Genomic DNA, 26,604 nt, shown 5'->3' on the forward strand with positions numbered 1-26,604 from the left:
AATATATTTACATAAGGACTAACCATAATTGTAAGCAAATGCCTACCGCACCAATCTTTTTTAGCTATTCACGAGCAGATGCCGAATTTGTTCTTAAGCTGGCCAAAGACCTGCGCCAAACAGGGGTTGATATCTGGCTTGACCAGCTTGACATAAAAGCCGGCAGCCGTTGGGATGCCTCTATCGAAGCCGCGTTAAATGCCGCTTCCACCGTTATTCTTGTGCTTTCTCCAACATCGGTTGCCTCCAACAACGTATTGGATGAGGTTTCGTTTGCCCTTGAAAATAATAAGCTGGTTATTCCTGTATTGTTTGCCAACTGCAGCATCCCTTTCAGGATAAAAAGGTTGCAGCAGGTAAATTTTACGGGCGATTACCAGGCCTCTCTGCAACAACTGCTAAACCAGTTAGGCCATGCAGCCACAACTGTTAGCGAACCACCGGTTGCCATCAGCAGCCAGCCCAAAACAGTTGCCATTACAGAAGTTTCTTATTGCAGCCAGGATAAAACCAAATCTGGCACGTTTAAGCAAAAGAAAAACAAAACCTGGCGGGAAGAAAATTCCGACGGTATGTTTAGCTGGAATGAAGTAAGCCATGAAAACAACCAGGTGCACCTGGATGGTAACGGCGACTATCACTGCAAATTGGATTTAGAGGCAGAAGAAGTATTGTTATCTGAAGATGGCGGTAATTCCTGGTTTGTTTTATATTTTGTTACGGGGTATAAATAAATACAACATCAGCTTCTGTGTATTATCCGGCTAAGTAATATCGGTTCAACCATTTAATACAAATACAAAATTATGTTCCCGGCAAAAGGTTATACATGAGGCTGCCGTTGCGTCGCACACTTGTACTGTTGATTCGCTACGCAGCTTTTCCCACAGGGTAGATAGTTGTGAACTGTGGAATTTTACAAGTTACTTTCTACAACCTCAAGTGGCTTTCTTCATGGCTTTTATTTAATTTTCAAGATGATAAACAAGATAGAGTTTACTTGCTGGCAAAGCGATGAGCCAATAGAAATTCAACTAGAGCCCGAAGCAATCATTTTTATTGTTTCGCCAGAAAACACTATAACCTTTACTGGTACAAGCACTTTAGGAGATTTTAAGTGGGCAATACGAATCGACCATGCACAAAAAGGTATACAACTTTTCCCTGAAAGTGATGGGCACTACTCAATAGAAATATTTGAGAACAATAAATTATTAGAGAATTGGTACAAGTATATGTAATACTCATGCTCCAATGCTTTACGAATCACTAAATATTTCATTTTTTCCAGGGCGGGCTACATGGCAATTGGCGAATAATGTTCAGGACGTACAAGAGTGCGACGCAACGAAGTTCAATTCTTATTCAACTGCCGGGCCCATAAAAAATTTCGGGCAGATTTATAGTAAACCGTTTTTTAATTGCACCAAATATTCCACCGCCCTGTAAGCCGGATAATCAGGTTTGTATTGTTGCATGGCAGTGTTGACTTCGCCGGGCGATTAACTGTTATACCCCTTAAGTTCGCCGATGATTTTCAAATTCTTTAGCTGCAAAAACAATAATCTGTTATATTCACTCCGCTATCACCTACAAAAATTGCTTCCATGAAAAAGCTACTCACCTCACTGTTATCATTAAGCATAGTATCGCTTGTTTTGGCCCAGCCTTCCCTGCAGGTTACCACCGCTAATGGCGTGTTAGAAGGTGTTGATGAATCTGGCACACGTGCGTTTAAAGGAATTCCTTTTGCACAACCTCCGGTGGGCGAACTCCGTTGGCGGGAGCCGATGCCGCCTAAAAACTGGAGCGGCATACGCAAAGCAGATAAATTCGGCCCTCGGGCTATGCAGCGACCTATTTTCGGCGACATGAATTTCCGCTCCAACGGCATGAGTGAAGACTGTCTTTACCTGAATGTGTGGACGCCTGCAAAGTCAGCCAGCGAAAAATTGCCCGTACTGGTTTACTTCTATGGCGGCGGCCTGGTGGCCGGCGACGGCTCCGAGCCACGCTATGATGGCGAAAGCATGAGCCGCCGCGGCATCGTTACCGTCACTGTTAACTACCGGCTTACCGTTTTTGGCTTTTTTGCACACCCCGAGCTTACCAAAGAATCTCCCAACCATGCTTCCGGCAACTATGGCCTGCTTGACCAATATGCCGCGTTGAAATGGGTGCAACAAAATATTGCCGCCTTTGGCGGAGACCCCCAACGGGTTACCATTGCCGGCGAATCTGCGGGCTCTTTCTCCGTAAGTGCGCAAATGGCTTCGCCGCTGTCAAAAAACCTGGTAGCAGGCGCTATTGGCGAGAGTGGTTCCCTGCTGGGCTCACGGTCGCCTACGCCCCTTAGCGAAGCGGAAAAATTGGGGGAGAAGTTTGCCACGGCTGCCGGCGCCGGTTCACTCGCAGCATTGAGAGCGATGTCCGCAGAAGCGGTGCTGGAAGTAACAGCCAAACCCGATTTTGGCCGCTTTCCCGTAACGGTAGATGGTTATTTCTTTCCTAAATCGCCGGTGGAAATTTTTAAGGCAGGCGAGCAGGCCCATGTGCCATTGCTGGTAGGCTGGAACTCCCAGGAAATGGGCAGCGGCGCTTTACTGGGGCAGGAAAAACCTTCCAAAGCCAGCTTTACCGCAGCCGTAAACAAGATCTATCCAAACAATGCTGCTGACATATTAAAACATTATAACCCTGCAACAGACGAAGAGGCGGAACAGGCTGCAACTGATTTGGCGGGAGACCGTTTTATCGGGTTCAGCACCTGGAAATGGAGTGATTTGCAGAACCAGACAGGCGGTAAACCTGTCTATCGTTACCTGTATGCACGTCCAAGACCGGCGATGCGTGCCGAAATGGGCAACGCGGTAGCCGGGCTGGCGGGTGGTGTTATCAAAAGCGCCGAACCTGCAGTAAAGCCGGCACCGCCAGCGAAAGGTGCGGTGCACTCCGCCGAAATAGAATATGCTTTGGGCAACCTGCCCACCAACCGGGTGTATGACTGGCAACCGGAAGATTTTAAGGTTTCGGAAATCATCCAGGCCTTCTTTGCCAACTTTATCAAAACAGGTAATCCCAATGGTTACGGTGTGCCGGAATGGTCGCCTGTAAAGAGTGGCGGCCCTGCGCAGGTAATGCACATCAACGTAAACAGCCAGCAACAAACCGAAAAAAACAGGGACCGCTACCTGGCGCTGGATAAAATAAACATGAACTAATCTCCCGGAACAAATGAGGTGGTTTTTATCATAAAACAGCTTCGCTGTTTAAAAATTATTATGGGCCCGGCAGAGGGAACTGCCATGAGGCATCGTTGCGTCGCACTCTTGTACTTTTTGTTCGCTACGCAGCCTTTCCCGCAGGGTAGGGGGGATCGATTTTTATTTCACATTATTCTCTGATCCCTTCCGCAAAGTCCTTTAGCAGTAGACTTCCCGGGCAATTACTTCAGGTAGGCAGCGTGTGAGTTCAAAAGTTTTCCTACATTTTATGGCCCGATTGTTAAAGAGCCGGGTGGTACATGTGCACTACCATTACCATTTATCTTAAGCGATTGCAGGCGCCCCGGCTGTGTAAAGTTGAGCATACCGGCATTGCCGTTAATGATCATGGATGAAGTGGGAGAACCGGTGAAGTTACCATTGCCGGCAACAGCGCCATTGATAGTAATGCTGTGCCCTGCAATATCCAAAGAACCATCCAGTGCCAGGGAACCGATTACTACATCTTCATTTAGTACCGGCTGTCCGCCCGGTGGAACCGTTATATTTGCGCCAATTGCAGGAACGCAATTACAGGTCCAGTTTGCGGGATTGTTCCAGTTTTTATTAACTTTCCCTGTCCATACGGGATTTTTTCCGGTTACGGCATCTGCTACTTTAAATAGCACCCTGCCTATTGCAACAAACCAGCCCGAATCGTTATAATATGGTTTGCCCCAAACAGAAGATATAGGCTCCGTTTGCCCGTTGTTGAATGACAGGTGGCGCTTGCTTGCGGTTCTGAAAGCGATCTCGCCATTGTTATTAAGCAATTCCATAACACTGTTTGAGCCAAAGAAAGTTCGTTGCACGTGATTGCCAAAACTGTCCCTTACAAATAATTGCCTTTCCTTGGCTATTCCGAGCTTGGCATAGGCCACAAACTTGTTATTCACCTGGTAAACTTCATCTGTACCGAAAGATTGCTCTTCTGAAGTAATATTGCTGAGCACCGAATCACCGGCAGGTGTTATCAGGCGCAGTTCACCAAATTCACTGGTTGATACCTGCCGGTTATATACAAAATAATTGCCGTCTGTGCGGGGCCGGTTATTGTTTTTGCCGCTGTTAGCTGTTAAATTGGTGGTTACCCCATTTTCATACTTGTAGATATCACCATTAAAAAATGCAACTACCCCATTAGCGGCAACACTGTTCTCTGAAGTTCCGGAATTCATCGTTACCGCTTCGCTTTCGAGTGTCGCCAGGTTTCTTCTCGTAAGCTTACTACCTGGCGCAATCCGTAGCATGCTGTCCCAAATGGCATAATCACCCGCTACCTGAATATCTGAAGTGGATCCATTCACATCCAGCGCATAAACAGAGTCCCTGTTCCAGTCATAAAGTGTGTTCGATGCTGTTCGCAACAAGGCTCCATAGGGTGTTATAAGTGCCCTGGAAACCTTCGAGTTTACGGGTATTACTGTTGACTGGCCGGTAGTTATATCAGTCACAATTGGGTTATCAGGAAGACCATTTCCCGCTACTAAAACACGGTTATAGTTAAAATCCAGAATAGGTGTGTTGGCAACAAAATATTCAGTAAGGGTGGAGCTGCTGTCAACATAAATAGGTATATCGCTTATCGTCTCCTGGTTCTTTTTGTCAGTAATAAAAATCCATATCTCACCTCTGCGGCCGTTAGACCTGGCAAGGTCAACCGTTATGTTTAATGAATCTTTATGCTTGCCGCTGTATAGTAAGCCACTTAAGTTATAGTCACGCCATTCAATTGATACGGTGCAGATATCCAGGTCATCCCATTTTAGTACAATCGGCAGTTGTGGCCTGGCTACAGAATGAGGAAGTAATCCGGCTATTATTGTCGGCGGTTGATCAAACAAAAAGTTGACTGTTTTTGTTTCGTGGTTATCAAATACATCTTTAGCGGTAACACTTAATTGATAAGTTCCCTGTTTTATTCCGCTTAACGAAATGCTGCCTTCAAAATATGCCTCAGTGACGTTATATGTCAGTGTATCGGTACGATCTTTTAACGTAGCTACTACACTGGATAACTGGTAGGTGGAGCTAATGCGGGATATAATTCTAACGTTGTTTCCGGCGGCTACCGATGTGTTCGTGTTGATTTCAATTTCCGCCGATGCATCAAATACTGATACAAGCAAAAAAATAAAAAAGAAAGTTATGGGTTTCATGAGATTTGAGTTGAAATAAAGATTTGTTCCCTAAAATAGGCAATTTTTGTGCCCGGCGATATCAGGCAATATTTTGGGCAACATTGTATCAGTTGTAATTTAAGGCTTAAAAAATAGCACAAAGCTGAGGTGTTTATTGCCACGGTGGTTGCCGGCCAGTATCTGATGATTAGCAGACCAACAAGGACAATAACATTTTAATTGAACTGCGCATGCTTTTCAACCTTTCGCTGTAATTACAACTGCTTTTTTGCTTCCCAATAGATTTTGTGATAATTTGTTATGTATTGTGCCAAGGGTAAAGCGCAAGAACAAAGGGCCATTGTTGCGTAGGTTGGGTAAATGATTATTTTAAAATTTTATTTTATGCCAGGGAAGTTTGATGTATTCATCAGTTACAACCATAAAGACCAAATTGCCGTTAGAAAGATTGTTAAGCGATTAAAGGAGCATAGAATTAATGTTTGGTTTGATGAAGAGATAAATCCAGGTCAATCATGGCAAAGTCAATTGGAGATGCTGTTAGAAGAAATTCCTTCAGTAGCTATCATAATTGGAAGCGAAATAGGAAAGTGGCATAGTTTTGAAATGCGGGTGGTAATTGACGAATCTATTAACAGGGGAATACCGGTTATACCTGTTTTGATAAAAGGCAACGAGCCCGACATAAAGCTTCCGATTTTCCTCCGGCAATTTATGTGGGTAGACTGCAGGGATGGAATCTCCAAAGAAAATCTCGCCAGAATTATTCAGGGAATAACGGGAAAAAGGTTAAAACAAATGAAAAGAGTCAATTATGTTTCTCCTAAAACATTAGATCTGAGTATTAAATCCAGCCTTAAAAAAAGGGGTGCAAAAATACCTTACAGAATAGTTGGGGATGAGGCTGCTGGATATGAACATTACCCGTTAAGGATTGCTCTGGATGGGCCGCGACAGGTTCTGGACAGTATTACCGAAGTGGAATATAAGCTTCACAAGGCATTTAAACGGCCACGCCGCCTTACTTCTGACCGCGTAAATAAATTTGCTATTGAAATTTGGGCTTATGGCGGTTTTGAAATGTCGGCAATTGTTCACTTTGACAATGGGGCATTAGCAAGATTACAGTATGAGGTTGTTTTGGAATTGCCGGATGACGACGGAACTAATTATGTAGTTGATAAGTCTAAAATAGGCGAAAGTATATTTGAGGGGTGTGATTTGCCTGGATAATTCTTAGCCGGCATTCCGACAGAGCAGCCGGCACAAGGCTAACGCATGAGTCTTGCGCTAGCATTATCAATCGACATTCTTGAGAGAATGGGGGACTAATTGCGGAGAAGCGCTTCGGTTGAGCACTGTGCGGAAACTAAATAAACTATAACGACTCATTCATCCAACAAATTGACAAAGTATTTTATTCAACCTCAGAGATTTAATCTTAGCCCTTGCTAACAATAATGCTGGTATTTAGCTACCTCTACATGTTATTAGCCTTCTTATCTTCAATAATCATGAGGTTGGTATTATGTGTCTTCACCAGGAAGTCTTTAAATGATTTATAACGGTTTGCTCCCGGTTTCCAGTTTGCATATTCCAAAACCTCCCATTCCAAGTTGTGTTTTATTACAGGATTAAGAAAGATGCACATTCCATCGTACCAATTCGAAATTTTCAGACTTTGCTTCAAGTATTGATGTCTATATCTCGCCGAATCCTGATTTTCATCATAACAGGCATATTCTTCATCTGAAATGTCTATATCAAAGTCATACTCAAGCCAAACACTATCTTCTGTTTGTATTGCCCAGTCTATTTGCTGTATAGGAAGTAAATTATCTAAAAAGAAAGAAGTGTAACTAAAGCCATTTGAGATTAGCAAGAATTGTTTATAGGAGGGAGGAAGATTTGTGCCAAGCAACTTTTCTTTAGCTTTAATTTGCAGTTTAGTTGCTGGTGGATAACCAAGCCATTTGCTTTCTGCTGCCTCCCTGCTTAAAACACCTCTTTCAATCATTACCTCAATATACTGCGCATCATTCTCCACAAAAAAATCATTATTAACTTTTTCAAGAAGTTGTTTCACATTCATATGTTAGGGCTAATTAAATCAAAGCAATTTACTACAAACGCATGCTGCGTTGAATACCGTTCTCTGAATATAAATGTTTTATTGCTATCCAGGGTTTATTTTAAAACTCCTCCATAATAATGAATTTGAAAGCCGTGAACAAGTTACCCCCCGCTGCCTTAACATTGATACATTAGACGCTGTTTTTTTTATAGTCACTGAATAGCATCCTTTTCACCAACTTTGCTTAAGCAACGCATTCACATCCTTCAACCGCACGTTATGAGAAACATACGCATTTGCATTTATGGTGGTACAGACCTTAAAGGAGCCCCTGTTCCGTTTATTTCGGAGCTTGCTTACAGCATTTTAAAAACAAGAGATGATGCGGTTATCGTTACAGGTGGCTTTCGCTTTTCCCACGATACACCCGAAGCCATATCAACGGATGTTGCCGCTTTGCGTGGCGCACAAAAGTTCGCGGCAGAGCAGGGCATAAGCCTAAAAGAATGTTTTGAAGCATGGATACCGGAGCCGGCTCTTGATAACAGGAGAGACGAAGAGGGTGTTGAAAGAATGAGCGATGCTGATGGCATTACCACACGCACAATGGCTGGCCGCACACCATTGGGCAGAAGGTTGGCCATGGTGGCCGCTATGAACCTTGTTATTACCATTTCCGGTAGAAAACATACAGAAGTGGTTATTGAGCAGGCGCTGGAGCTTGGTGTTCCTGTTTTTCCTGTACCATTTGCAGGCGGCGATTCAAAAACTGCGCTGAACAGGCACAGGGCCCGCATAGAATCTGCTTTTGAGCCGGGCGCACTTGAAAAATGCCTGTCGCAATTAGAAGCAACCATCCAGACCGATATATCAGCGGCGGCTTCTGCCGTTGTATCCCTGATAGCCACCGCAAGATTTGGAAAGTGCCTTGTGCTTTGCCCTTTCGATGATGTTCATAAAACCATTTATGAATCTATCATAGAGCCCGAAATAAGAAAACACATGATTCCGCTGCGGCTTGATCTTCTTCCTGTCAGCAATGCAATATCCAGCAACTTTGCAGACGCTATCCAAACATCACTCGGGGTAATTGTTGATATTACCGTGGCCAACGACAATGTAATGTATGAAATAGGTTATGCACATGCATTAAAGATGGTACCGCTTATCTACACCCGTGAAGCAAGCCGGCTTGCAGACCTCCCGGTGTATCTCCGTACATTAAACATTAAGCTGGTATCTGACAAAACACCACTACAACAAATACTATCTGAATACATTGAATCTATAAGGCCGCGGCGTTCTGTGTAAGTGCCCTCTTTACCTGTACAGGTGCTCTTTATTAATGTGGTAAGCAATAATACCCGCGTAAAAGTCGCCCAATGAACAGAACGATGAAGTGCTTGCGACGCAACCTGGATGCCATGAAAAGCCGGACGCTGGTATCCCGAAAATTCATAGCACGACAATCATATTTTTTGTTGTTATGCTGTAGCCCGGGCAAAACCAACTGTTTCCCTGTACAATTGCGGAGATACGTCTGCATTTACTTTAAAAAACCGGCTGAAATAATATTCATCTTCATAACCCAGTTCCCAGGCAATTTCTTTTACTGTTTTGTTGGTGAGATATAATTCTCTTTTCGCTTCAATAATGATGCGCTCATTGATAAGGCTGCTGAGTGTTTTATTGAAATGCGACCTGGTCATTTTTGCCAGTGCTTTTGGCGAGATGTACAACAGTTCCGCATAATCTGCAGGCGAATGTTTTGTTTTAAAATTTGCTTCAATAGCATCTTTTAATTTTTGCAGAATAAAGGGTTCTTTATCATCCTTTACTGATTCCGCGGCTGTAGGTTGCTGCTGTATTTTTAAGCGTGCCGCGGTTATTAAAAATATCTTCAGGTAAGAAACAAGTAATTCATGTTGTGCAAGTTCAGGCTTTTGCATTTCAGTTTTTATCTGGTCAGCAAGCATCCTGAACGTGGCGGCTGAACTTTCATCTACGGCTACAAAAGGGGGTTGATAAATATTGTTGTACAATAAACCATTGCCGGATATTTCCTTGTGATGTTTGTAAATACAAAAGAAGTCAGAGTGAAAATAAACAGCAATGCCTTTTATTGCTGAACCTGCAGAAAACATATATGGCTGATAAGGCGAAAAAGCAAACAAACTGTTCGCTGCAAAATCGTAATCAGAAAAATCCGCCTTTAGTTTGCCGTCACCATCAGTAACCCATATAAGGGCGAAATAATTATTGCGCTGAATATGGTCAAAAAAGCTGTTGTCTTCAAACTCCAGGTATTTGAAAGCGAGGTTGCCATTCTGTGGATTTACAAGCGTAAAAGTTGATTGTGTGTACATATCCGAATAATGCTTTTTAAACCTTTGCATAAAAGTACTTTGCCAACATCATTTCTGTTGCTGTTTCAACTGGCTTCTCAATTCTTTTACTTCTGCTTCCAGTTTTGCAATATGGTCTCTTTGCGCCTCAAAAGCGTCCTGGATATCCTCAATCGTATAACGCGGCGTAATGTGTTGCGGACAATTCCAGTCGTAAGCTTCTATATGCAATACCATCATTCTTTCCGGTTTAAATTTATATTCGGAAAGATTAAGCTGGTTGTACAGGCCGGGGTTGTCTTTTAACTCTACCACTTCGGCTTTTGCCAGTATCTTCAACCTTGTTCTCGAAGGATAATCCACCATGATCAATGCAACATTATTATTGCCGGCAATGTTGCCAACAGAAATGTATTGCATGTTTCCCCTGAAATCTATAAAGCCAATACGCTTTGCATCCAGCACCTTTACAAACCCTTTCGGCCCGCCACGGTGTTGTATGTACGGAAAATCATTTTCTCCTATGCTGGCCATGTAAAAGCTGTCCCGCTCAGCAATAAACCTTACTTCATGCTCCGTTAACCCATCTACATATTTTTCCCTTTCCATCCTGGCATAACTTGACCTGCTGCCATATTTTTCCTGCAGGGCTTTTACCGTGTCAGTAAAAGCCAGTGCTCCAAAATTTTTTGCCATAACAATTTTTTTCTGCCGTGCAATTTTGCCCGTTAAGGCTGCAAAGTTGTAGATGCTTTTGCCGCATCAATATTATTAAGCAACAGAGCAGCGTGTTCAGAGGTTTTTGCATCCTGTTTTTTTTCTTCCTGCTGCAATACCGCATCCCATAAGCTGTCGCCACATTCATCCGGTATCACGACGAGTTCTTCTGCGGGTGTCTCTTTGCTTTCTGATAAGTTCTTTTTCATATAATGGTTATTTAAATTTTCTTAGCCTTTTCTACAACAAAGTTCTGCTTTAATTAGCACCGGTAAAATGGAGTAATGCCGCCGGGGGATGGACAGTTTTCCCTGTATGAAAAACCCGGGCAACAGCACCGGGTTATTCTCCAAAATAGCCATATTAATTGAGGCTTGCAATAGATTCTTTTTCTAATGGGGGCGCTGGCGGAAAATCAACAGGAACCTGTGTAAGGTTGTGCAGATAGTTCATGGCTGTTTTATCACTTACCTGTAAAATCAGGTCAACCAGGTTTTCCCTGTTGTAGCCTTGCGCAAAGAAATTGTCAACCAGTGCAGGCTCCACTCTGCCACGGTTTTCCGTAATACTTTCTGCTAATTTAACCAGTGCATTTAGTTTTGTATTCTCTGCTTTGCCCCTGCGTATATCTAATAACTGGTCATCTGTAAAGCCGTTCATTTTACCAATTACCGTATGGGCGCTTAAGCAATATGCGCAACCATTTACCTGGCTAACAATAAGGTTTACTGCTTCTTTTTCTTTGTTACTTAAGGTGCTTTTTGCATTTTGAAAAGCAAGGTATCTGCCCAATCCATTATTAGAATAGGCCAGTGTTGCATAAAGGTTAGGCACAAAGCCCAGGGCTTTGGTAAGGTTGTCAAAAATTGCCTGGTTTGACGGCGTTACTTCTTCTCTTGTTGGTACTGTGAAAGTTTTCATTGCTTATAGTTTTATTTTTTGTTGTTGTTAACAACACAAAATTGCCAGACCTGGTGCTTTTTAAAAATGGAGAGACGGCGCAATGGGATGGATAAAATTCCCCGCTAAGGTGGGTGCGTGGAATGCTTTGCCAATTGTAATTAGCCTGTGCATGTTAAATCTATGTTTCTTCTGCAGCTAATGAAACAGCATGTGGGGTATGTAAACGGCTGTGCAACTTTTGTTAAACGGATTATGGTTGTAACGGAATAAAAAAAGGCGCCCTATACAGGCGCCATTACATTATGTAAACCGGGCAAATTATTGCTCACCTTTCAGCCATTTCACCACTTCATCCCTGGCTTTCCCGGTCTTTTGCTGAATCCTGCCAAAAAGCTCATCATCCTTACCCTCTTCGTATTTCAGGTCATCGTCCGTAAGGTCGCCGTAGGCTTGTTTCAGTTTGCCCTTCCATTCGTTCCATTTTCCCTTAATTTCCAGTTTGTCCATAACAATCGTTTTTAGTTAGCTAATGGTAAACAGGTTGAAAAAATTATGCCAGGCCGTTCCAATGCATAACGGTAGAAATTTCTATACCTGGCTGTAGAAACTTCAGGCAATCGTAGCTTTTATGCCCCTTAAGCAAACAGGTAAGCAGTAAGAGCCCAAGCCCTGGAACATCAACGTTGTATTCAAAGGCTGCCCGTTAAAATTATGGCCAACCCGTGCGTAAAATTCAGTGTTGATTTAGTGACCTGCCACCGGGTAAAAAATAATCAGCCCTTACCAAATGCGCTGATAAAAAAGAATACCTTTTTGCTTTAAACTTACACACCATGCAGGAAATTGAACTGGATAGAATATTGATGAACAAACTTCCCTACACTTTTTTGCTGGAAGTGGTGTTCCGGACGGTTATCATGTTTGTGGTTATCCTGGTAACGCTGCGGGCTTCGGGTAAGCGGGGCATAAAACAACTGTCCGTTTTTGAGCTGGTGCTCATCATCGGGCTTGGCTCCCCAGCCGGGGACCCTATGTTTTACGAAGATGTAGGGCTTCTCCCTGCATTTACCGTATTTGGCGTTATTATCGGGCTTTACATACTGGTAACCCGGCTAACAGACCGTCCAAAGCGGGCAGAACGGCTTTTGGAAGGCAAACCCGTGTACATTATCAATAACGGCAGGATATTATGCGAGGCGCTTACCGGCTCCAGCATGTCAAGGGATGAACTTTTGCGGAGCTCAGGTTAAGAAATGTGGAGCACCTGGGCCAGGTAAAAACGGTATTGTTAGAAATTTCGGGAGAGATAAGCCCGCTTTTTTTTGAGGATGAAGAGGTAATAACCGGTTTGCCCATATTTCCATCGGAGGCTTTTTCCGCTGAGTTGGCAAATAAGGGTTTGCCACATGCCTGCGATACCTGCGGATATGTTGCGGATGAAAAAGTTCCGGCAAAATGCACAGACTGTGGTGGTGAAACCTGGAAACCGGCAATAAGAAGTAAAAGAATTGCCTAATGCAACAACCATGCACGCCAGAGCCAAAAGAGTTAGCGATGTCAGTGCCAGCCATCCAACTTTGCGCTTTTGGTAAAAGGCGCACCCGCCTGTAGATACATAGCGCAGCAACAGCACAGCGGTATGAAAACAGACCTGAAACAACCTCCGGGAAAAACGATGCGGTACACTTTCTAAATGAGAACAGCTTCGCTGTTTAGAATAATAATGGGCCCGGCAGAAGGCACTGCCATGAGGCATCGTTGCGTCGCACACTACTGCATTGCTTTACGCAACAAAACAGCCGGCATCCCGCTGCACAATGTCATTAAGTTAAGGAGAAAGACTTTGTTTTTTGCGCCGTAGGTGCTACATGTTTGTAGAAATAGCATCCAACAAAGGAATTATGCCGCATAGCGGCTACCCTTAAGCGACGATTGGGTAGCCACTCCGTGGCATCCGTTTATCTAAAATGATTTTGTTTCTACAAACAGGAAGCCCCGATGGGGCTTAACTTAATACCATTGGGCGGCGGCAAAATTTCAATAAGTTAAGGAAACAAGTGTCAGGTTGGGTATTTATCCTGCTGAGTTTATCGAAGCATTGTCGAAACCGGGTTATGCAAGTTGCTTTTTCACGAATCCGCCTTCGACAGGCTCAGGCTGACAACCTTAACTTAATGACATTGTCCCGCAGCATTGCAGTATAAATGTTGGTTTCTTTACGTGGTAACCGACCGTAACCGTAAAGTAAAAAAGGAAAAGTTTTGTGGAAGCTGTTAAGCAAGATATCTTTCTTCCAGTATTCTTTGGTGATGCAGCAAATGACCGTACACCATAAACGCTACTGAATTGGCCTTTGTGCTGTCGTTGTTTGAAGTGCCGGTATGCATCAGTTGCTCTTCTGTAAGGGAACTGATAAGCAAATCCGTGGCATGCCTTACCGCTTTAAATTCTTCTTTAAGCGATGCGAGTGTGCGGAGGGCTGCACCGGCATTGTTGGCAAAGTCGTTCTCATCAAAGCCAGGTAAAGGCGTTTTATCATTGCGGGCTATGCGCAACATGCGGTAGCTGAAAATTCTTTCAGTATCTATTACATGCTGCAGTACTTCTTTAACGGTCCATTTGCCGGGTGCATAGGCATAGTCAGCCTTATCGTCAGGAAGGGTATCATAAAAAGCAGCAAGCGGTGCTGAGTGGTTATATTTTGCTTCAGTAATGTTATCGCCTTGTACAAGGTTGATGTAGCGCTGAAAATACGGGGCATGATCTGTAGCTGAAGGTTTTGGCATAATGGCGTGTGTGAGCAGGTGTCTTAATCTTTTGCTTTCAGGTTCTTGAAAGTAGCTTTGGGTAATTTGTCGGCCACCTGTTTTTTAGTTGGGTCTGATTCCGGTTTTAATTTTCCTGCAAGCTCAAGGGCTGTATAGGCATTTACAAACCCCCCGGTTTTGCAAAGGTCATCAAGGCATACTTTTTCGCCGGTGCCGGGGCGCAGTATGTTAAGAGTAGAATCAGTCAGTTCAATAGAAGACTTTTCAATGGCATACTTAACCTGCCTGGCTGAAAGCTCAGGGTAGTAGGAGCGTATAAGGGCGGCCACACCGGCTACAATAGGCGAGGCAAAGCTGGTTCCTTTAAGGTAACCGTAAGAATTCTTGCCGGGCAGCGTAGAATATATCTTTACGCCCGGGGCAAATACATCCACATTGTGCTTGCCAAAGTTGCTGAAGTCTGCGATGATTTTGCCATCTGTTACTTTTGGATCACTACTGGCGCCAACATTAATAAAATTAGTAGCCGTACTGTTAAACTCTATCAGTTGGTTGTTAGGATAATTTATTTTTTCATCAATGTTATAGGATTCATTTCCGGCGGCGTGCACCACCAATACATCATGCGCTTCTGCATAACGTATAGCTTCATCCACCCATTTTTTTTCAGGTGAAAAACTTTTACCAAAGCTCATGTTTATTACCCTGGCGCCATTGTCAACCGCGTACTTTACCGCCAGCGCCACATCCTTGTCGTATTCGTCTCCATCCGGTATGGCACGCACCATCATTATTTTTACATTGGATGCTACACCGTTAACGCCAATATTGTTATCCCGCTGTGCCGCTATTACACCGCTAACATGTGTACCATGCATTGGGTTAGGGCCCATTACATCCGCATTGCCGTAAAATTTATCGTTGATATTAAAATAGTCGTCACCAATTATTTCTGCGCGGTAATCAGGCGGCGCTTTTGTTTTGGCTTCAGAAGCTTCTTTGCGGGTTTCCACGTAGTCTGAGAGTTCATCAATAATGTGGCTGTTCTTTTCATCCTTTTCAAAGCCCAGCATTTTCATGCAGGTAAGGTAACCCATTTTGGCCTGTTTGGTTTTTGTGGCTTCCGGCTGAAACTCTTCCACTTCATCGTAAGTAAACTCTTCTTTGCCTATTTCTGACTGGAGGATTTTATTGTGTTTCTTTAATGACTTAAGGGTTACTTCCAGCAACATCAGCTCCACCTGTTCTTCAGAGCCTGCATTCATTTCGCTGGCCGCTTTTTGCCAAAGTTCGTAATGCTGCTTATCGTTATCGCTAAGGCTGTCTTCATTAATGGCGGTGCCTGCAAATTTGTTTTTGTAACGGTAATAAACCCTGGTACGCTCGTCTACGTCTTTCTTCAGGTTGTTGCCGGAACGGTTACCTAAAAAATTCCATCCGTAGTAATCATCCACATAGCCATTGCCATCATCATCAATGCCATTACCGGGAATTTCTTTTGTATTGCGCCACAGAATATTTTTCAAATCTTCCTGGGTGGTATCTATGCCGGAATCTATAACGGCTACAATAATGGGCTTGCCGGTTTTGTTTTTAAGAAGGTTGTAAGTTTTTTCCAGGCTGATACCGTAGAAACCGTCTTTTTCATGGTCAAGCAGGTGCCAGCCCTTAAGGTCAGATTGAGAAAAACTTGCAGTGAAAGTAACAGGTAAGCAAACAAGCAAAAGTTTTATATGCCTTAACATCATGCGGTTTCGTTGAGATAAATACAAAATTGCAAAATAGCTTTTACGCAGCATAATTCAGGAGGTAATTTTACAATACTGTTAAGGCAATTTAGCGAATTTTAATATTAAATGCACCGGCGGCTAAACGTTATTACAGGCCGGCCGTATAATTATACAGTGGCCTTACCACCTGCTGCCCCGCTTTTATAATACCATCAAGGGCTTCCAGGTTAAGCGTTTCACGTAGCTTTTTTACCTTATCCAGCGCTTCGTTTAAAGGATGAATTTTCCTGTTCAGGCTGTCTGCCAGGTTAAGGCTCCCGGAGCTGTCTTTTTCTGTTTCTTCTTCAGAATCACCGTTTTGTGGTTCGGGCTGTGGCATATCTTTCAGCAGGCCGGCAATATTTATTTGCTCTAAACCTGACTGGATGGAGTTAAGGAAACCTGCTTCCAGCGAGGATGGCGTTACTTTCAACAACAGGGCGGTGGCTCTTTCTATGGCAGCAATTACTTCGTTCATAAATTTATTTTGTTCAAAAGCTAAATATAAGCACATGGACGCATATGAACTGCCCTGCTGCACTTTACATTTTGTTGCAAAAGGGCTTGTAAGCAAAGCTTTGGGCTATAGCTGAAATATTTTGGACGTATAAACAGCCATGAATGTGGCGGGTTCAAGATTTTCGCTGCTGTTTTCGCATTCTCAAAACCAATGCGAAAAATTAAACCTGTGTTTTTCAAAACAGCAGGTACACCGTTGCCCGGACGGTTTAGGCGGTAAGATAAATGCATTTGCTCCTGAGATTGATTCTCCGCTAACGGTTAAAAAATGCCAACACCGCTGTTGCAAAGGCCCCTGTTCCCCATGCTGTATTATGGTCGCCGGGCACACTGTTGTAAACAGCATTAGTAAACAATTGTTGTAATGCCTTGCCATCACTGTCGGTATCTTCATTGCCACATATCACCAGTATTTTTTGATGCACTTTAGCCAATGCTTCTTTTGGTGTGGAAGGTTGTTCTTTTTGCTGGTAAGCAAAAGCAAGCCTGTCCAACCCTTCAGTTACAATACGTTTTTTAAGGCCTTCAAAGCCCTGTGCCGTATCGCTGATTAAGGCATTGTACAGGGCAATGCGCCGGGGCCATGCGGGGTTGGTAAAATCCGGCCCCATGCCGCCCATAACTGCAGTGACAAGGTTGCTGTCCAGTACAAGCAGCCTTGCCAGTATAATAGAGCCACGGGAGTATCCAATGGCTTTGTATTGCTGTATACCAAGATGTTTCAAAAGGCCTTGCAGGTCTTTTGCTTCGGCATCGTTGGCGTAGGCTTCCGGCGTATGGGGTTTGTCTGACAGGCCATTGCCACGCAGGTCTGGTACAATTACCTGGTAACCCGCAGCCAGCAGGCTGTCATACAAAGGCTTCTTTTTCCATGCGGCGCCGGTATTGGTAAAGCCATGTATCAGCAGTACAGGTTTGCCTGAGCCTGCAACCTGGTAATGAATTTTTACAGAATCGAACGAGACGTAGTAACCGTCTGTTTGCGCATGGCTGGCGGTATGTAAAGAAAACTGCAATAACATAGTGCAAAGCACAAAACAGGTAAATGAACGCATAAGATGGTGTTTCTGGTAAGCTAAATATCGGCTTATTGCCGGATAATTTTATGGTAAAGCTACATACAGCATTCAATGAAAGGAAAGCCCGCTATGCTACCATGCGGGAAAAGCCGCGTAGCGAATCCAACCGCACAAGAGTGCGACGCAAGTTAAGCTTAATGGTAGTTCCTGCCGCCGGGCCCATAAAAATTCCTCAAGGGCAGGGGGCATTCTTGTCTCGGGCCAATAATAAAAGCATAATTCCAGCGTAAGCTGTTTGCCACCTGTGGCAATCGTGGAAATAACACCATGCCACCGGCCGGAAAAGCGACAGCAGGGGTTATAAAATCTACATTAACGCGTAGGCAAGCCAAATACAACCTGGGCATAGGAATTGTACGGTTTAAATAGCGCAACATCGTACTAAACTCACATTTGATTTAACAAAAACGCTGGCTATGCAACACATTTACACCCTGGTATTGATAACCCTTTGTTCATGCATTTTTTTTAACGCAAACGGCCAGACCCATACGGCCCGTCAGCAAAAAATAGGTGGCAACTGTAATGGTTATTATGAATACCTGCCTGAAGGTTATACGGAAGACGCCACTTATCCTGTGCTTATTTTTCTGCATGGTGCAGATAACCTGGGCAACGGAACCACCCAATTGAAAAATTTGCTGGCCAATGGTGTTCCCAAGGTTATTGACGATGGTGATTTTCCCAAAAGCTTTTCGGTAGATGGCCAAGCGCACCGTTACATAGTTATTTCGCCGCAGTTTGCAGCCTGGCCACAGATTGCCGACCTTGAAGATGTGGTAAGCTTTGTGCGTTCTGAATATCCTGTAAATGCAGATCGTATTTTCTTGACCGGCCCCAGTATGGGCGGCGGCCTTATATGGGATTATGCAGGTGAAAGCAGCAGGAACGCATCTGCCATAAGGGCGATTGTACCGGTGTGCGGAGTATCGGACGTAACAAATGCCAAAGCAAAAATTATTGCAGAAAGCGGCCTGGCGGTATGGGCTACGCATAATACGGGAGACGACCTGGTAGATGTAGCTAAAACCACCGCTTATATTGAAGCTATTAATGCGCAAAAGCCAGACATTGACGCCATGGTAACCTTGTTTGATACTGTTTCTCACGATGCCTGGACTAAAACATACAACCCGGCCTTTCGCGAAAATGGTTACAATATTTACGAGTGGATGCTGTTGCACCCGGCAAGGGATGAAAGCACACTGCCCGTGACGCTAAGCAGCTACAGGGCTTTTGCTTCGGGTAATTCCGCTGTAGTAGAATGGGTAACAACCGAAGAAATCAATCACGATTTTTTTGTTGTAGAGCGTTCCGCCGACGGCGTTACTTTTTCTGCATTGGATACGGTAAAAGCTATTAAATCTACCACAGGATATGCCTACCGGACTGTTGATAGCAATCCTTACCGGGGTATGACTTTTTACCGTTTGCGGCAGGTGGATTTTGATGGCAGCTTTCACTTGTTTAGTGTTGTTCGGGTTGAAATGACTACGGTGGCAGCACAAATGCCTGTGCTGTACCCCAACCCTGTGGCCGGCGCCAGTGTTTTAAAGCTTAAATGGCCTGCTAATATGCCCGCTGAAAAAGCGAAGGTTAAAATGTTTAATGCCACCGGTATGTTGGTGGCTACCTGGGAAGTGCAGTCTGCAACCGGTGCAGCAACAAAAGACCTTCAGTTGCCAAATCTTGCTGCAGGGCAATATACTTTACGTATCAGTTTGGGACGGCACCATATTTCTCAGGTGTTGCTGGTGCATTAGCAAAGAAATTAACTCTTATACCATTTTAAACGCTCAGCGAGCCCCGGAAGCCCCTGGCGGCATAGTAAGATTCCGCGCCGTTGTGATAAAGGAAAACATGGTCGTAGCGGCGGTCGCAAAATAGGGCGCCGCCCAGTTTCCTGATATTGCCCGGAGTGATTATCCAACTCGAAGTTTTTGTATCAAAACTGCCCAATTGCTGCAATGCCCGGTATTGTTCCTCTGTCAGTAATTCAATACCCATGGCTTCTGCCATATCAATAGCGCTGTTTGCCGGCTTGTGCTCTTTTCTTGATATCAGCGCCTCACGGTCGTAACAAAGGCTCCTGCGGCCTTTAGGGCTTTCCGCTGAGCAGTCATAAAAAATGTACCTGTCTGTTGTTTTATCATGACCAACAACATCTGGTTCGCCACCCGTTTCTTCCATTTCATTAAGCGACCATAATTTTTTTTCATCAGCTTCCAGTTTGGCCTGTATGGCCGCCCATTCGAGGCCCTTATGGCGGTTCATGTTTTTCTTAAAGCGTGTTTCCAATGTACTCAGCAGTTCTTTACGTTGTTGTGGCGGCAAACCGGTTTTATTGTTTTTCATGCTTCTATATTGTTTCGTTAAGCGGGTGTGTTTTTGTTAATCATTTAATCCTTTGCCGTTAAGTATTTGCTGCATACATTTTTCAATTCTTGATACCCTGGTAGCAGATTGTTTGGCTGAAGAAAAATGCAGCAGGTAAGCCCTTTGACGGCCAGGCGTCAGTGCCTCAAAAGCGGCTTTTAAAGCAGGTAACGCATCTAATTTTTGTTGAAATTCTTCTGCAACAGCGAATGATTCAGTCTTTTTCAGCGTAACTTTCAAGCCCGCTTTTTCCACTTCAATGGCTTCGTAAATATAAGCTTTCAATACAGGGGCCAGTTCCGTTATTTCCGCAATATTGGTGAAGCGTGTTTGGCGTGCAGACTGTACGTTTTCCGTTTGCTGTACCAGTATACTGTTGGCATCGCTTAATAATGCGCCTTTAAAAAACAAAAACGCACAGTACTCTTTAAACACATGTATTAACACAATATTGCTTTGCTGGTAAGTATAGCAAGGGCAGCCCCATTTCAGTTCTTCGGTTAGCCCGCAGTCAAGGGCAATTGTTCTCAATTGCTCAATTTCTTTTTGCCAGCTTTTAGCTTTGTCAAAATAAAAATCCACTTTATGGTTCATTCCGGTTAAGTTTATTGGTTTGCAGGAACAGGGTTTCTATCTTCTCTTTGTACTCCCTGTTATTTTAATTGTTGTACAAAGTTTTGGAGACGGTTATGTGCCATATTAATGCCCTGGGCAAAGGGTAGTTGCAGCATTTTGTCCCTTAACGCCACAGACCTGTACACTATGTGCATGGTAAGCTTGCTGCTGTCATCAGTAAGTGCTTCAAATTCTAAAAATTCAAGCTGAGTTTCAAAGGGCGTATTCTCCATTTCAAATGTGCGGGTAATCTTATGTTCCGCAACAAAATCGTGTATTGTACCGTTGGCCCTGAAAACCACCTTGCCTCCGGCATCCGTTGTTTCAAACTGCCAACTGCCATGCTTTTTGTTTTCCAGCTTAAGCACTTTGGTGCCCATCCATTGCTCAACAATTCCGGGCTCTGTATAAGCCCTGAAAAGCAGTTGCAATGGCAAGTCAAATTCCCTTGTTATAATTATTTCCTGTTTGCCGTCTTCGGCATGCACTTTTGTTTTACGTTCCATGGCAGCTATTTTTTAGGTATGTATTTTTTCATAATGCCTTCCAGCTTGTTAAACCTGTCATCCCACATTTTGCGAAAGGGCTCGATAAAATCTGCTATTTCCTTCATTTTTTGACCGTTTAAATGATAGTATATTTCCCGGCCGGTTTGTTCCTGGGTCAGCAGTTCACATTCGGTAAGTATTTGCAGGTGTTTGGATACCGTGGGCCTGGCAGTATTAAAGTTGGCTGCTATGGCCCCTGCCGTAAGAGATTGTGTGGCTACCAGTAACAGAATAGCCCTTCTTGTTGGGTCTGCTATGGCCTGGAAAACATCACGTCTTAAATTCATTGCGTAGCTATTTGGCTACAAATTTAAGTGTAGTTAAGTAGCTACGCAAATTAATTTTGTTTTGTCCTTATGCTTAGGAGAAAAATTTTATGGGCCCGGCTGGAGGAACACTCCCCATCCCCTAAAGGGGCGTTTACCCCCATCCCCTAAAGGGGTGTTTTCTGTTGTACGGGAAAGACATTTTTATGAGCCCGGCAGCAGGAACCATTTTGAGGCTTTACTTGCGTCGCACTCTTGTGCGGTTGGATTCATTATGGAGCTTTTCTCACAGGGTAGGAAATGCAGCCCTGCTGAGGTGCATGTTTTCAGAAAGAAAGCAGAACGGATATTGGATGCAAGCGGGATTGTTCAATAAAAGAATTGTTCCAAAACTATCTGCCCGTTTTTTACTTCGTACAGCATTACTTCGTTTATCTGCAGCCTGCCCAATACCTGTACGGTAACGTCCATTTGCCGCCCTACGGCAAAATGAGTGCCGGCAACAACAGGTTCTGTAGTGTGTGCGCTGTGCACGGCTTCTATCTTTTTTACAAAGTCTTCGCCTTTTTTGCGCACCTGTGCTTTGCCTTCGGCGTAGCCGAGGTTAAAAGCGTTGGGCGGGTCAATGCTTGTTACGTTATCTGCAAAAAGTTCATCCTGTATTTCAAACCATTTTTCCTGTTGTGCAAGCTGGTTAAAGCGGGTGGCAACATCCTGTGTTGTGGGTATGCTGTTGTTTGTTTTTGTGGTTGTCATTTTTGTTTTGTTTACCTGTTAAGTTTTACAAAACGAAAGTATTGACCTGTTATGACTTGGGCGGGGCGTAAACCGGACTTTGTAACGGGGTGATTTAGACAGGCGGCAATTTTAACCTGGCAGCGGAATTGGATAATCTTAAATCAATTTCGTTTGACTAAAGGATGTAAGCCTGAGTTCCGAAACTTCGGAATCGAAGGCGGATGCGTGAAAAGCAAGAGAAATAAAGCGGTTTTGACAATGCTTGGATAAACTCAGTATGACAATACTCAGCCTGACATTCGTTTCTTAACTAAACGACATTAAATTTGAAATGGGTGCGCACCCGACCTGCTTATGTAAAAAACAGCGTGTTACACTTTGGGTGAGGGATTGAAGCGGTTACCCCGCTGAAGCCTTCGCAGCCCGGCTTTGCGGCGGAGTAAAAGCGAAAAGCCCGACCCCTTGCGATAGCTTGGGGGCACCCCCTTAACCCTTTGATGAAACTTTGGCACAGCTAAACCTGAAAATATTGGCTTACCCGGCAAACCCGCATATAGCCAGGGGGAGGCCCTTACACCTTCCCCGGCTAATTGTGCGGCATTTATTTTATCAGCGGCAGGTATTTGTGCCTGTTCTCAAATATTATCCAGATTAATATGGCCCAGATGATAAGTGCTATAAAAAGGCCATCCGGCGCAACAGAAATATGCGTCAACAAAACGCCCACCATTACAGGGAAGACAATTAACGCACCCAGCGCCCTTGTTTTGGGAAACAGTATCAACAGCCCGCCGGTTACTTCTGCGGTGCCTACCAGGGGCATTAGCCAGGATATTTCCATCATGGCCATGCTGTCTTTTATTAACGGCTCCGGTAAATTATCGGGCACCGGCATGTAGTTGAAGAATTTGTTTAAGCCGCCATTTATCAGCAGCAGGCCGAATAATACGGACAGGACATTTAAGATTTTAGTTTTCATGGTGTGTGATTATTTGTTTTGATAATTGATCATCCAGTTAATGCCAAACTTGTCAGCAAAACTACCAAAATAGGCGCCCCAGAACATATCCTGTATGGGCATTTCTATTTTGCCGCCGGCGGAAAGTTCGTTGAAAAGCCGGGTTGCTTCTTCCCGTGATTCCGGCTCGAGGTTAATGTGCATGTTGTTGCCCGGTGTAACCGTAAAGCCCATTTCTTTGGGAGCATCTGTTGCCATTAGCACATGCCCGCCAATAAGTGGAAGTTCAACATGCAGCACCATTTTTTTAACATGATCGGCAATAGGGGGGTGGCTGGGGTCTGCCGGGACGTTTTCAAAACGCTGTATGCCGTTGATGAAATCTGTTTTAAAAACTGACTTGTAAAAGTTGAAAGCCTCTTCTGTATTGCCGGGAAAATTTACATAAGTAGAAACCCTTGGCTGGTTGTTAGGTTTGTTCTGCTTTCTCAGGTAAAATTGCGCGGCAATATATTGGTCTAAGTTTTCCAGGCCGGCGGTAAAGCCTTCTTTAAAGCCCATTTGTATAATGGTTTCCAGGTCTTCCAGCTTTTCAAACAGCAGTTGAATATTAACCACTGTTTCATCGCCTTTGCCAGTAAAATCACTTCCCCACTTTACCCGTGGCTTTGTATTATTCATTATGGCATTTTCATCGCAAAAAGCATCAATGCCCGAAAAATGTTTTTGGTGTTGTATGGCCTCATAATCAAACAGGCACCAGTGCTTTTCACCTTCGGGGCCAAGCATATAATAGTGCCAGCGGCCGCCTACTCTAAAATCCATGGATTTTGTTACGGCCTTATACGGTTTTGGCGCCCACCACTGGTCAAGAATATCAGCTTCTGTCCAGGCTGCCCATACCAGGTCAACAGGTGCATCAAAAGACCGCTCAACTGTAATTTCGTTCTTTTCCTTGTTTACCAGGAAGTTGAATAAAATAGCCTTGTTCATTGTTTATTTGATTTAAGTTGTTGTAATACGGCATCAAGCTGGCTAAAGCGCTTTGCTATAAGCTGTTTAAATTGCTCCAGCCATTTTTCTATGTCTTTCATTTTATCTGCATTCAGGTGATAATGTATTTCGCGGCCCTGCTGTTCCTGCTTCACTATTTCGCATTCTGTAAGAATCTGCAGGTGTTTGGAAACGGCCTGCCTGCTGCTGTTAAAATGTTCAGCGATGGCATTAGGTGTCATGGAAGCGACAGCCAGCAGCATGATGATGGCCCGCCGGGTTGGGTCTGCTATTGCCTGAAAAACGTCTCTTCTTGTTTCCATTTTATTTGCTGCTAAGTGGTTGCAAATATATTTGCAATTATTTGGTTGCGCAAAATTATTTATTGAATTTTTTAAAAAGATGAATAAGGCGCCATGCCGCAGGTTGTATTAAGAGATTTAACAGGCAGCTTTACGTGCCGAAAACCGGAAGATTGGGGTAATTGAACAGCCGGTTTAGATACATGGCTTTCTGCGCATTTAGGAGGGTACGCCGCACTGGAGAAAAGATAGCTTTGAGGGTGTGGGAGTTTATACAGGCATAAAAAAAGCCCCGTTGCCGGGGCTTTTTGCAATTATGGTAAGTATATTAATACCTGTTCCTGTTATAGCTGTTTGCGTTATTGTAACCGCTGCCATTACTACGTGAAGACCTGTCTTCTTTTGGTTTAGCTACAGATACGCTGATGGCCCTGTTATCTACAGTTGAACCATCCAGTTCTGCGATAGCTTTTTTTGAAGCAGTGTCATCCGGCATTTCAACAAAGCCAAATCCCCTGGACCGGCCTGTTTCCCTGTCGTTGATAACTTTAGCTGACGTTACTTCTCCATAAGGAGTAAAAAAATCTTTTAAGTCTTCATCCTGTACGTTGAAGCTTAAATTTGAAACATAAATGTTCATACTTGAAAATTAAAAAGTAAAAAATGTCTGAGAGAGGCAGAAAGTAAGAAACTAACTAAAATGCAGATTAATGAAGCAATGTAATTAATGAATACTAATGCGAGGCTCAAATTAACCGGGCGAAGATAGTCATTATTGTTACATAACCTAATAAATATCCAATAGTCCGCCTCAATGCCCTGTTAAAGGCACGCATTAACGTGTAACCTGCCCACATTTAATTCAATAAATCGTCAATAGGTATCGCATCAAGATAATGCTTTAAGGCGTTGGTGTCTGGCAGGACCCGGTACTCTTCAATGGATTTATTAACCTGGTTGCAATAGGTTTCTATGTAATAGTCTTCTAACTGAAAAAGAAAAATAACATAATCAGGGATGCTTCTTTTGGCAAGGGCTACGGCGTGCTGCATAACGGACTTTTTTTTATCTGCCTCATTCAATAAAATAAATTCAGAAAGTCTCATAGTGTTAAATTTTAATAGCGTTAACTAAATAAATTGTTTACTAATAACCTTGAACTGAACTAACTAAACGATAACAAAAACATTTGCCGGACACTGACTTATTTAACCTGAACTGTTTAAACGATGCAACAAATAAAAAAGGACTGATTAAAGGATATTGCGTTGTTGCATTTATTAAGAGGCGGTGAAGATATGGGTAATATATATCAATTACTGAAAAAATTTCTCAAGAGGTTTTTGCAGCGCTTTCTTCTGTGGAAGGGCAATGCAAAGCCGAATGTTTGCAACATAACCCCGTTCAAGAAACCATGGCGGAAGAACATTCGGCGTACAAAAGGATACACTTTTTAGCTATTGCTGCCGCCGCGCTGCCGGTATTGCAGCAGCATGAGGCCCGATTCGTACTGCCTTGAATGAAACAGCTCAAAATTCAGCAGGCCGGTACTTTCAAACATCGGGCGGCCTTTACCCAGCGCTACGGGCACTATACGAAAATGGTATTCATCAATGAGGTTGGCTTTCATAAAATCCTGTGCAAGCGAAATGCTGCCCCATAGCACCAGGTTTTTGCCTGGCTGCTGTTTTAACTTGTGCACAGCTTCTACAGCGTTGCCCTCAATTACGGTGGCAGGCGGCCAGTTGCCCCAGGGCGCTTGCTGCATTGTGGCTGAAAAAACAATTTTGGGTATGCTGTTTAGTTTATCCGCTATCACTTCGTCATTTGTTGTGGCGGTGGGCCAGAAATCAACAAAAAGCCGGTAAGTGTTGGCGCCCAGCAAAATGGTATCAATACTGTCAAGCCAGGCTAACTGATCCAGGTCTGAATACTTGTTGAGTGTTGTGGATTCTATAAAGGTTACACTGTTATCAGCGTCTGCGGCATAGCCATCCAGCGACAGCCATTGCTGAAAAATTAGTTTTCGCATGTGCTTTTGTTTACAAACTTATAGCTTACAGTTTACCGGCAGGCAGGCTAAACAGGACATTAAGGGGCGGTACAGGTGACAAACAACCTGCCCGTGAAAGAAGCAGCAGGCGGCACCACCGGGTGAGGGATTGAAGCGGTTACCCCGGTGAGGCCATGGCAGCAGGGCTTTTGTGCCGGAGTAATAGCGGAAAGCCCG

The 26,604-nt window shown here is 43.9% G+C and carries 30 protein-coding genes; 8 read left to right on the forward strand and 22 right to left on the reverse strand.

Features of this window, described 5'->3' with window-relative positions; genetic code table 11:
* The first annotated feature begins 38 nt into the window (after window positions 1-38).
* From F0364_RS23615 to F0364_RS23625, 3 genes are all read left to right on the forward strand, one after another.
* Window positions 39-734 carry a toll/interleukin-1 receptor domain-containing protein gene (locus F0364_RS23615; RefSeq protein WP_153800291.1) on the forward strand — a complete coding sequence of 232 codons (696 nt, stop codon included), beginning with the start codon at window positions 39-41 and terminating at the stop codon, window positions 732-734.
* Between the two features lie 243 nt (window positions 735-977).
* Window positions 978-1,241 (forward strand): hypothetical protein, encoded by a 264-nt coding sequence (locus F0364_RS23620; RefSeq protein WP_153800292.1) that lies wholly within the window; start codon window positions 978-980, stop codon window positions 1,239-1,241.
* Between the two features lie 366 nt (window positions 1,242-1,607).
* Complete coding sequence (locus F0364_RS23625; RefSeq protein ID WP_153800293.1) at window positions 1,608-3,221, forward strand: carboxylesterase/lipase family protein; 1,614 nt, start codon at window positions 1,608-1,610, stop codon at window positions 3,219-3,221.
* A 269-nt stretch (window positions 3,222-3,490) separates the two neighbouring features.
* Here F0364_RS23625 and F0364_RS23630 read toward each other — a convergent pair whose 3' ends face one another.
* Window positions 3,491-5,422 (reverse strand): hypothetical protein, encoded by a 1,932-nt coding sequence (locus F0364_RS23630; protein ID WP_153800294.1) that lies wholly within the window; start codon window positions 5,420-5,422, stop codon window positions 3,491-3,493.
* Window positions 5,423-5,788: 366 nt separating this feature from the next.
* Between F0364_RS23630 and F0364_RS23635 the strand changes: the two genes are divergently transcribed.
* A complete protein-coding gene (locus F0364_RS23635) occupies window positions 5,789-6,637 on the forward strand; it encodes a TIR domain-containing protein (RefSeq protein WP_207632846.1) in 849 nt (282 codons plus the stop codon).
* 247 nt (window positions 6,638-6,884) lie between these two features.
* Here F0364_RS23635 and F0364_RS23640 read toward each other — a convergent pair whose 3' ends face one another.
* Complete coding sequence (locus F0364_RS23640) at window positions 6,885-7,490, reverse strand: SMI1/KNR4 family protein (RefSeq protein WP_207632847.1); 606 nt, start codon at window positions 7,488-7,490, stop codon at window positions 6,885-6,887.
* A 267-nt stretch (window positions 7,491-7,757) separates the two neighbouring features.
* On the opposite strand from F0364_RS23640, the gene F0364_RS23645 reads away from it, so the two are divergent.
* Window positions 7,758-8,789, forward strand: a complete 1,032-nt coding sequence (locus F0364_RS23645; RefSeq protein ID WP_153800297.1) for a hypothetical protein — start codon at window positions 7,758-7,760, stop codon at window positions 8,787-8,789.
* 173 nt (window positions 8,790-8,962) lie between these two features.
* On the opposite strand, the gene F0364_RS23650 is transcribed toward F0364_RS23645, so the two are convergent.
* The 5 genes from F0364_RS23650 to F0364_RS23670 all read right to left on the reverse strand — a co-directional run bounded on the left by F0364_RS23650 (window position 8,963) and on the right by F0364_RS23670 (window position 11,950).
* The gene (locus F0364_RS23650; RefSeq protein ID WP_235921229.1) at window positions 8,963-9,874 is read right to left on the reverse strand and encodes a helix-turn-helix domain-containing protein; all 912 of its coding nucleotides are present in this window, start codon (window positions 9,872-9,874) and stop codon (window positions 8,963-8,965) included.
* Window positions 9,875-9,892: 18 nt separating this feature from the next.
* Window positions 9,893-10,519 carry a pyridoxamine 5'-phosphate oxidase family protein gene (locus F0364_RS23655; protein ID WP_153800298.1) on the reverse strand — a complete coding sequence of 209 codons (627 nt, stop codon included), beginning with the start codon at window positions 10,517-10,519 and terminating at the stop codon, window positions 9,893-9,895.
* Between the two features lie 32 nt (window positions 10,520-10,551).
* The gene (locus F0364_RS23660) at window positions 10,552-10,749 is read right to left on the reverse strand and encodes a hypothetical protein (protein ID WP_153800299.1); all 198 of its coding nucleotides are present in this window, start codon (window positions 10,747-10,749) and stop codon (window positions 10,552-10,554) included.
* Between the two features lie 154 nt (window positions 10,750-10,903).
* Window positions 10,904-11,461 carry a carboxymuconolactone decarboxylase family protein gene (locus F0364_RS23665; protein WP_153800300.1) on the reverse strand — a complete coding sequence of 186 codons (558 nt, stop codon included), beginning with the start codon at window positions 11,459-11,461 and terminating at the stop codon, window positions 10,904-10,906.
* 300 nt (window positions 11,462-11,761) lie between these two features.
* The gene (locus F0364_RS23670; RefSeq protein ID WP_153800301.1) at window positions 11,762-11,950 is read right to left on the reverse strand and encodes a CsbD family protein; all 189 of its coding nucleotides are present in this window, start codon (window positions 11,948-11,950) and stop codon (window positions 11,762-11,764) included.
* Between the two features lie 326 nt (window positions 11,951-12,276).
* Here F0364_RS23670 and F0364_RS29055 point away from each other — a divergent pair, with 326 nt between their 5' ends.
* Together F0364_RS29055 and F0364_RS29060 are read left to right on the forward strand one after the other, a co-directional pair.
* Complete coding sequence (locus tag F0364_RS29055) at window positions 12,277-12,693, forward strand: DUF421 domain-containing protein (protein ID WP_207632848.1); 417 nt, start codon at window positions 12,277-12,279, stop codon at window positions 12,691-12,693.
* A 35-nt stretch (window positions 12,694-12,728) separates the two neighbouring features.
* On the forward strand, window positions 12,729-12,959 hold the full coding sequence (locus tag F0364_RS29060) for a hypothetical protein (RefSeq protein ID WP_207632849.1): 231 nt from the start codon (window positions 12,729-12,731) through the stop codon (window positions 12,957-12,959).
* Window positions 12,960-13,716: 757 nt separating this feature from the next.
* On the opposite strand, the gene F0364_RS23680 is transcribed toward F0364_RS29060, so the two are convergent.
* The 4 genes from F0364_RS23680 to F0364_RS23695 form a co-directional block, all read right to left on the reverse strand.
* Window positions 13,717-14,229, reverse strand: a complete 513-nt coding sequence (locus F0364_RS23680; RefSeq protein ID WP_153800302.1) for a DinB family protein — start codon at window positions 14,227-14,229, stop codon at window positions 13,717-13,719.
* Window positions 14,230-14,252: 23 nt separating this feature from the next.
* Window positions 14,253-15,959 (reverse strand): S8 family peptidase, encoded by a 1,707-nt coding sequence (locus F0364_RS23685; protein ID WP_235921230.1) that lies wholly within the window; start codon window positions 15,957-15,959, stop codon window positions 14,253-14,255.
* A 130-nt stretch (window positions 15,960-16,089) separates the two neighbouring features.
* Complete coding sequence (locus tag F0364_RS23690; RefSeq protein WP_153800303.1) at window positions 16,090-16,458, reverse strand: hypothetical protein; 369 nt, start codon at window positions 16,456-16,458, stop codon at window positions 16,090-16,092.
* Window positions 16,459-16,753: 295 nt separating this feature from the next.
* Window positions 16,754-17,554: an alpha/beta fold hydrolase gene (locus F0364_RS23695; protein WP_153800304.1), complete on the reverse strand. Its 801-nt coding sequence runs from the start codon at window positions 17,552-17,554 to the stop codon at window positions 16,754-16,756.
* Between the two features lie 440 nt (window positions 17,555-17,994).
* Between F0364_RS23695 and F0364_RS23700 the strand changes: the two genes are divergently transcribed.
* Window positions 17,995-19,341, forward strand: coding sequence for a T9SS type A sorting domain-containing protein (locus F0364_RS23700; RefSeq protein ID WP_153800305.1), 1,347 nt, complete (start codon window positions 17,995-17,997; stop codon window positions 19,339-19,341).
* Between the two features lie 25 nt (window positions 19,342-19,366).
* On the opposite strand, the gene F0364_RS23705 is transcribed toward F0364_RS23700, so the two are convergent.
* The 11 genes from F0364_RS23705 to F0364_RS23755 form a co-directional block, all read right to left on the reverse strand.
* Window positions 19,367-19,933, reverse strand: a complete 567-nt coding sequence (locus F0364_RS23705; RefSeq protein ID WP_153800306.1) for a DUF4256 domain-containing protein — start codon at window positions 19,931-19,933, stop codon at window positions 19,367-19,369.
* A gap of 36 nt (window positions 19,934-19,969) precedes the next feature.
* On the reverse strand, window positions 19,970-20,548 hold the full coding sequence (locus tag F0364_RS23710) for a YdeI/OmpD-associated family protein (RefSeq protein WP_153800307.1): 579 nt from the start codon (window positions 20,546-20,548) through the stop codon (window positions 19,970-19,972).
* Between the two features lie 59 nt (window positions 20,549-20,607).
* Entirely contained in the window at window positions 20,608-21,075 is a 468-nt protein-coding gene (locus tag F0364_RS23715; RefSeq protein WP_153800308.1) for an SRPBCC family protein, read from the reverse strand.
* Between the two features lie 5 nt (window positions 21,076-21,080).
* Window positions 21,081-21,404, reverse strand: coding sequence for an ArsR/SmtB family transcription factor (locus F0364_RS23720; protein ID WP_153800309.1), 324 nt, complete (start codon window positions 21,402-21,404; stop codon window positions 21,081-21,083).
* A gap of 348 nt (window positions 21,405-21,752) precedes the next feature.
* Window positions 21,753-22,139, reverse strand: coding sequence for a nuclear transport factor 2 family protein (locus F0364_RS23725; RefSeq protein WP_153800310.1), 387 nt, complete (start codon window positions 22,137-22,139; stop codon window positions 21,753-21,755).
* Between the two features lie 583 nt (window positions 22,140-22,722).
* Window positions 22,723-23,100 carry a DoxX family protein gene (locus F0364_RS23730; protein WP_153800311.1) on the reverse strand — a complete coding sequence of 126 codons (378 nt, stop codon included), beginning with the start codon at window positions 23,098-23,100 and terminating at the stop codon, window positions 22,723-22,725.
* Between the two features lie 9 nt (window positions 23,101-23,109).
* The gene (locus F0364_RS23735; protein ID WP_153800312.1) at window positions 23,110-24,072 is read right to left on the reverse strand and encodes an SRPBCC domain-containing protein; all 963 of its coding nucleotides are present in this window, start codon (window positions 24,070-24,072) and stop codon (window positions 23,110-23,112) included.
* Entirely contained in the window at window positions 24,069-24,395 is a 327-nt protein-coding gene (locus tag F0364_RS23740; protein WP_153800313.1) for an ArsR/SmtB family transcription factor, read from the reverse strand. Before F0364_RS23740 ends, F0364_RS23735 begins: the two co-directional genes overlap by 4 nt.
* A 307-nt stretch (window positions 24,396-24,702) precedes the next feature.
* Window positions 24,703-25,014 carry an RNA-binding regulator gene (gene rbp, locus F0364_RS23745; protein ID WP_153800314.1) on the reverse strand — a complete coding sequence of 104 codons (312 nt, stop codon included), beginning with the start codon at window positions 25,012-25,014 and terminating at the stop codon, window positions 24,703-24,705.
* Window positions 25,015-25,231: 217 nt separating this feature from the next.
* The gene (locus tag F0364_RS23750; RefSeq protein ID WP_153800315.1) at window positions 25,232-25,480 is read right to left on the reverse strand and encodes a hypothetical protein; all 249 of its coding nucleotides are present in this window, start codon (window positions 25,478-25,480) and stop codon (window positions 25,232-25,234) included.
* Window positions 25,481-25,827: 347 nt separating this feature from the next.
* Entirely contained in the window at window positions 25,828-26,406 is a 579-nt protein-coding gene (locus F0364_RS23755; protein WP_153800316.1) for a dihydrofolate reductase family protein, read from the reverse strand.
* Between the last annotated feature and the right edge of the window lie 198 nt (window positions 26,407-26,604).

Source organism: Foetidibacter luteolus, assembly GCF_009650435.1.
In the GTDB taxonomy this organism is placed as follows: Bacteria; Bacteroidota; Bacteroidia; order Chitinophagales; family Chitinophagaceae; genus Foetidibacter; species Foetidibacter luteolus.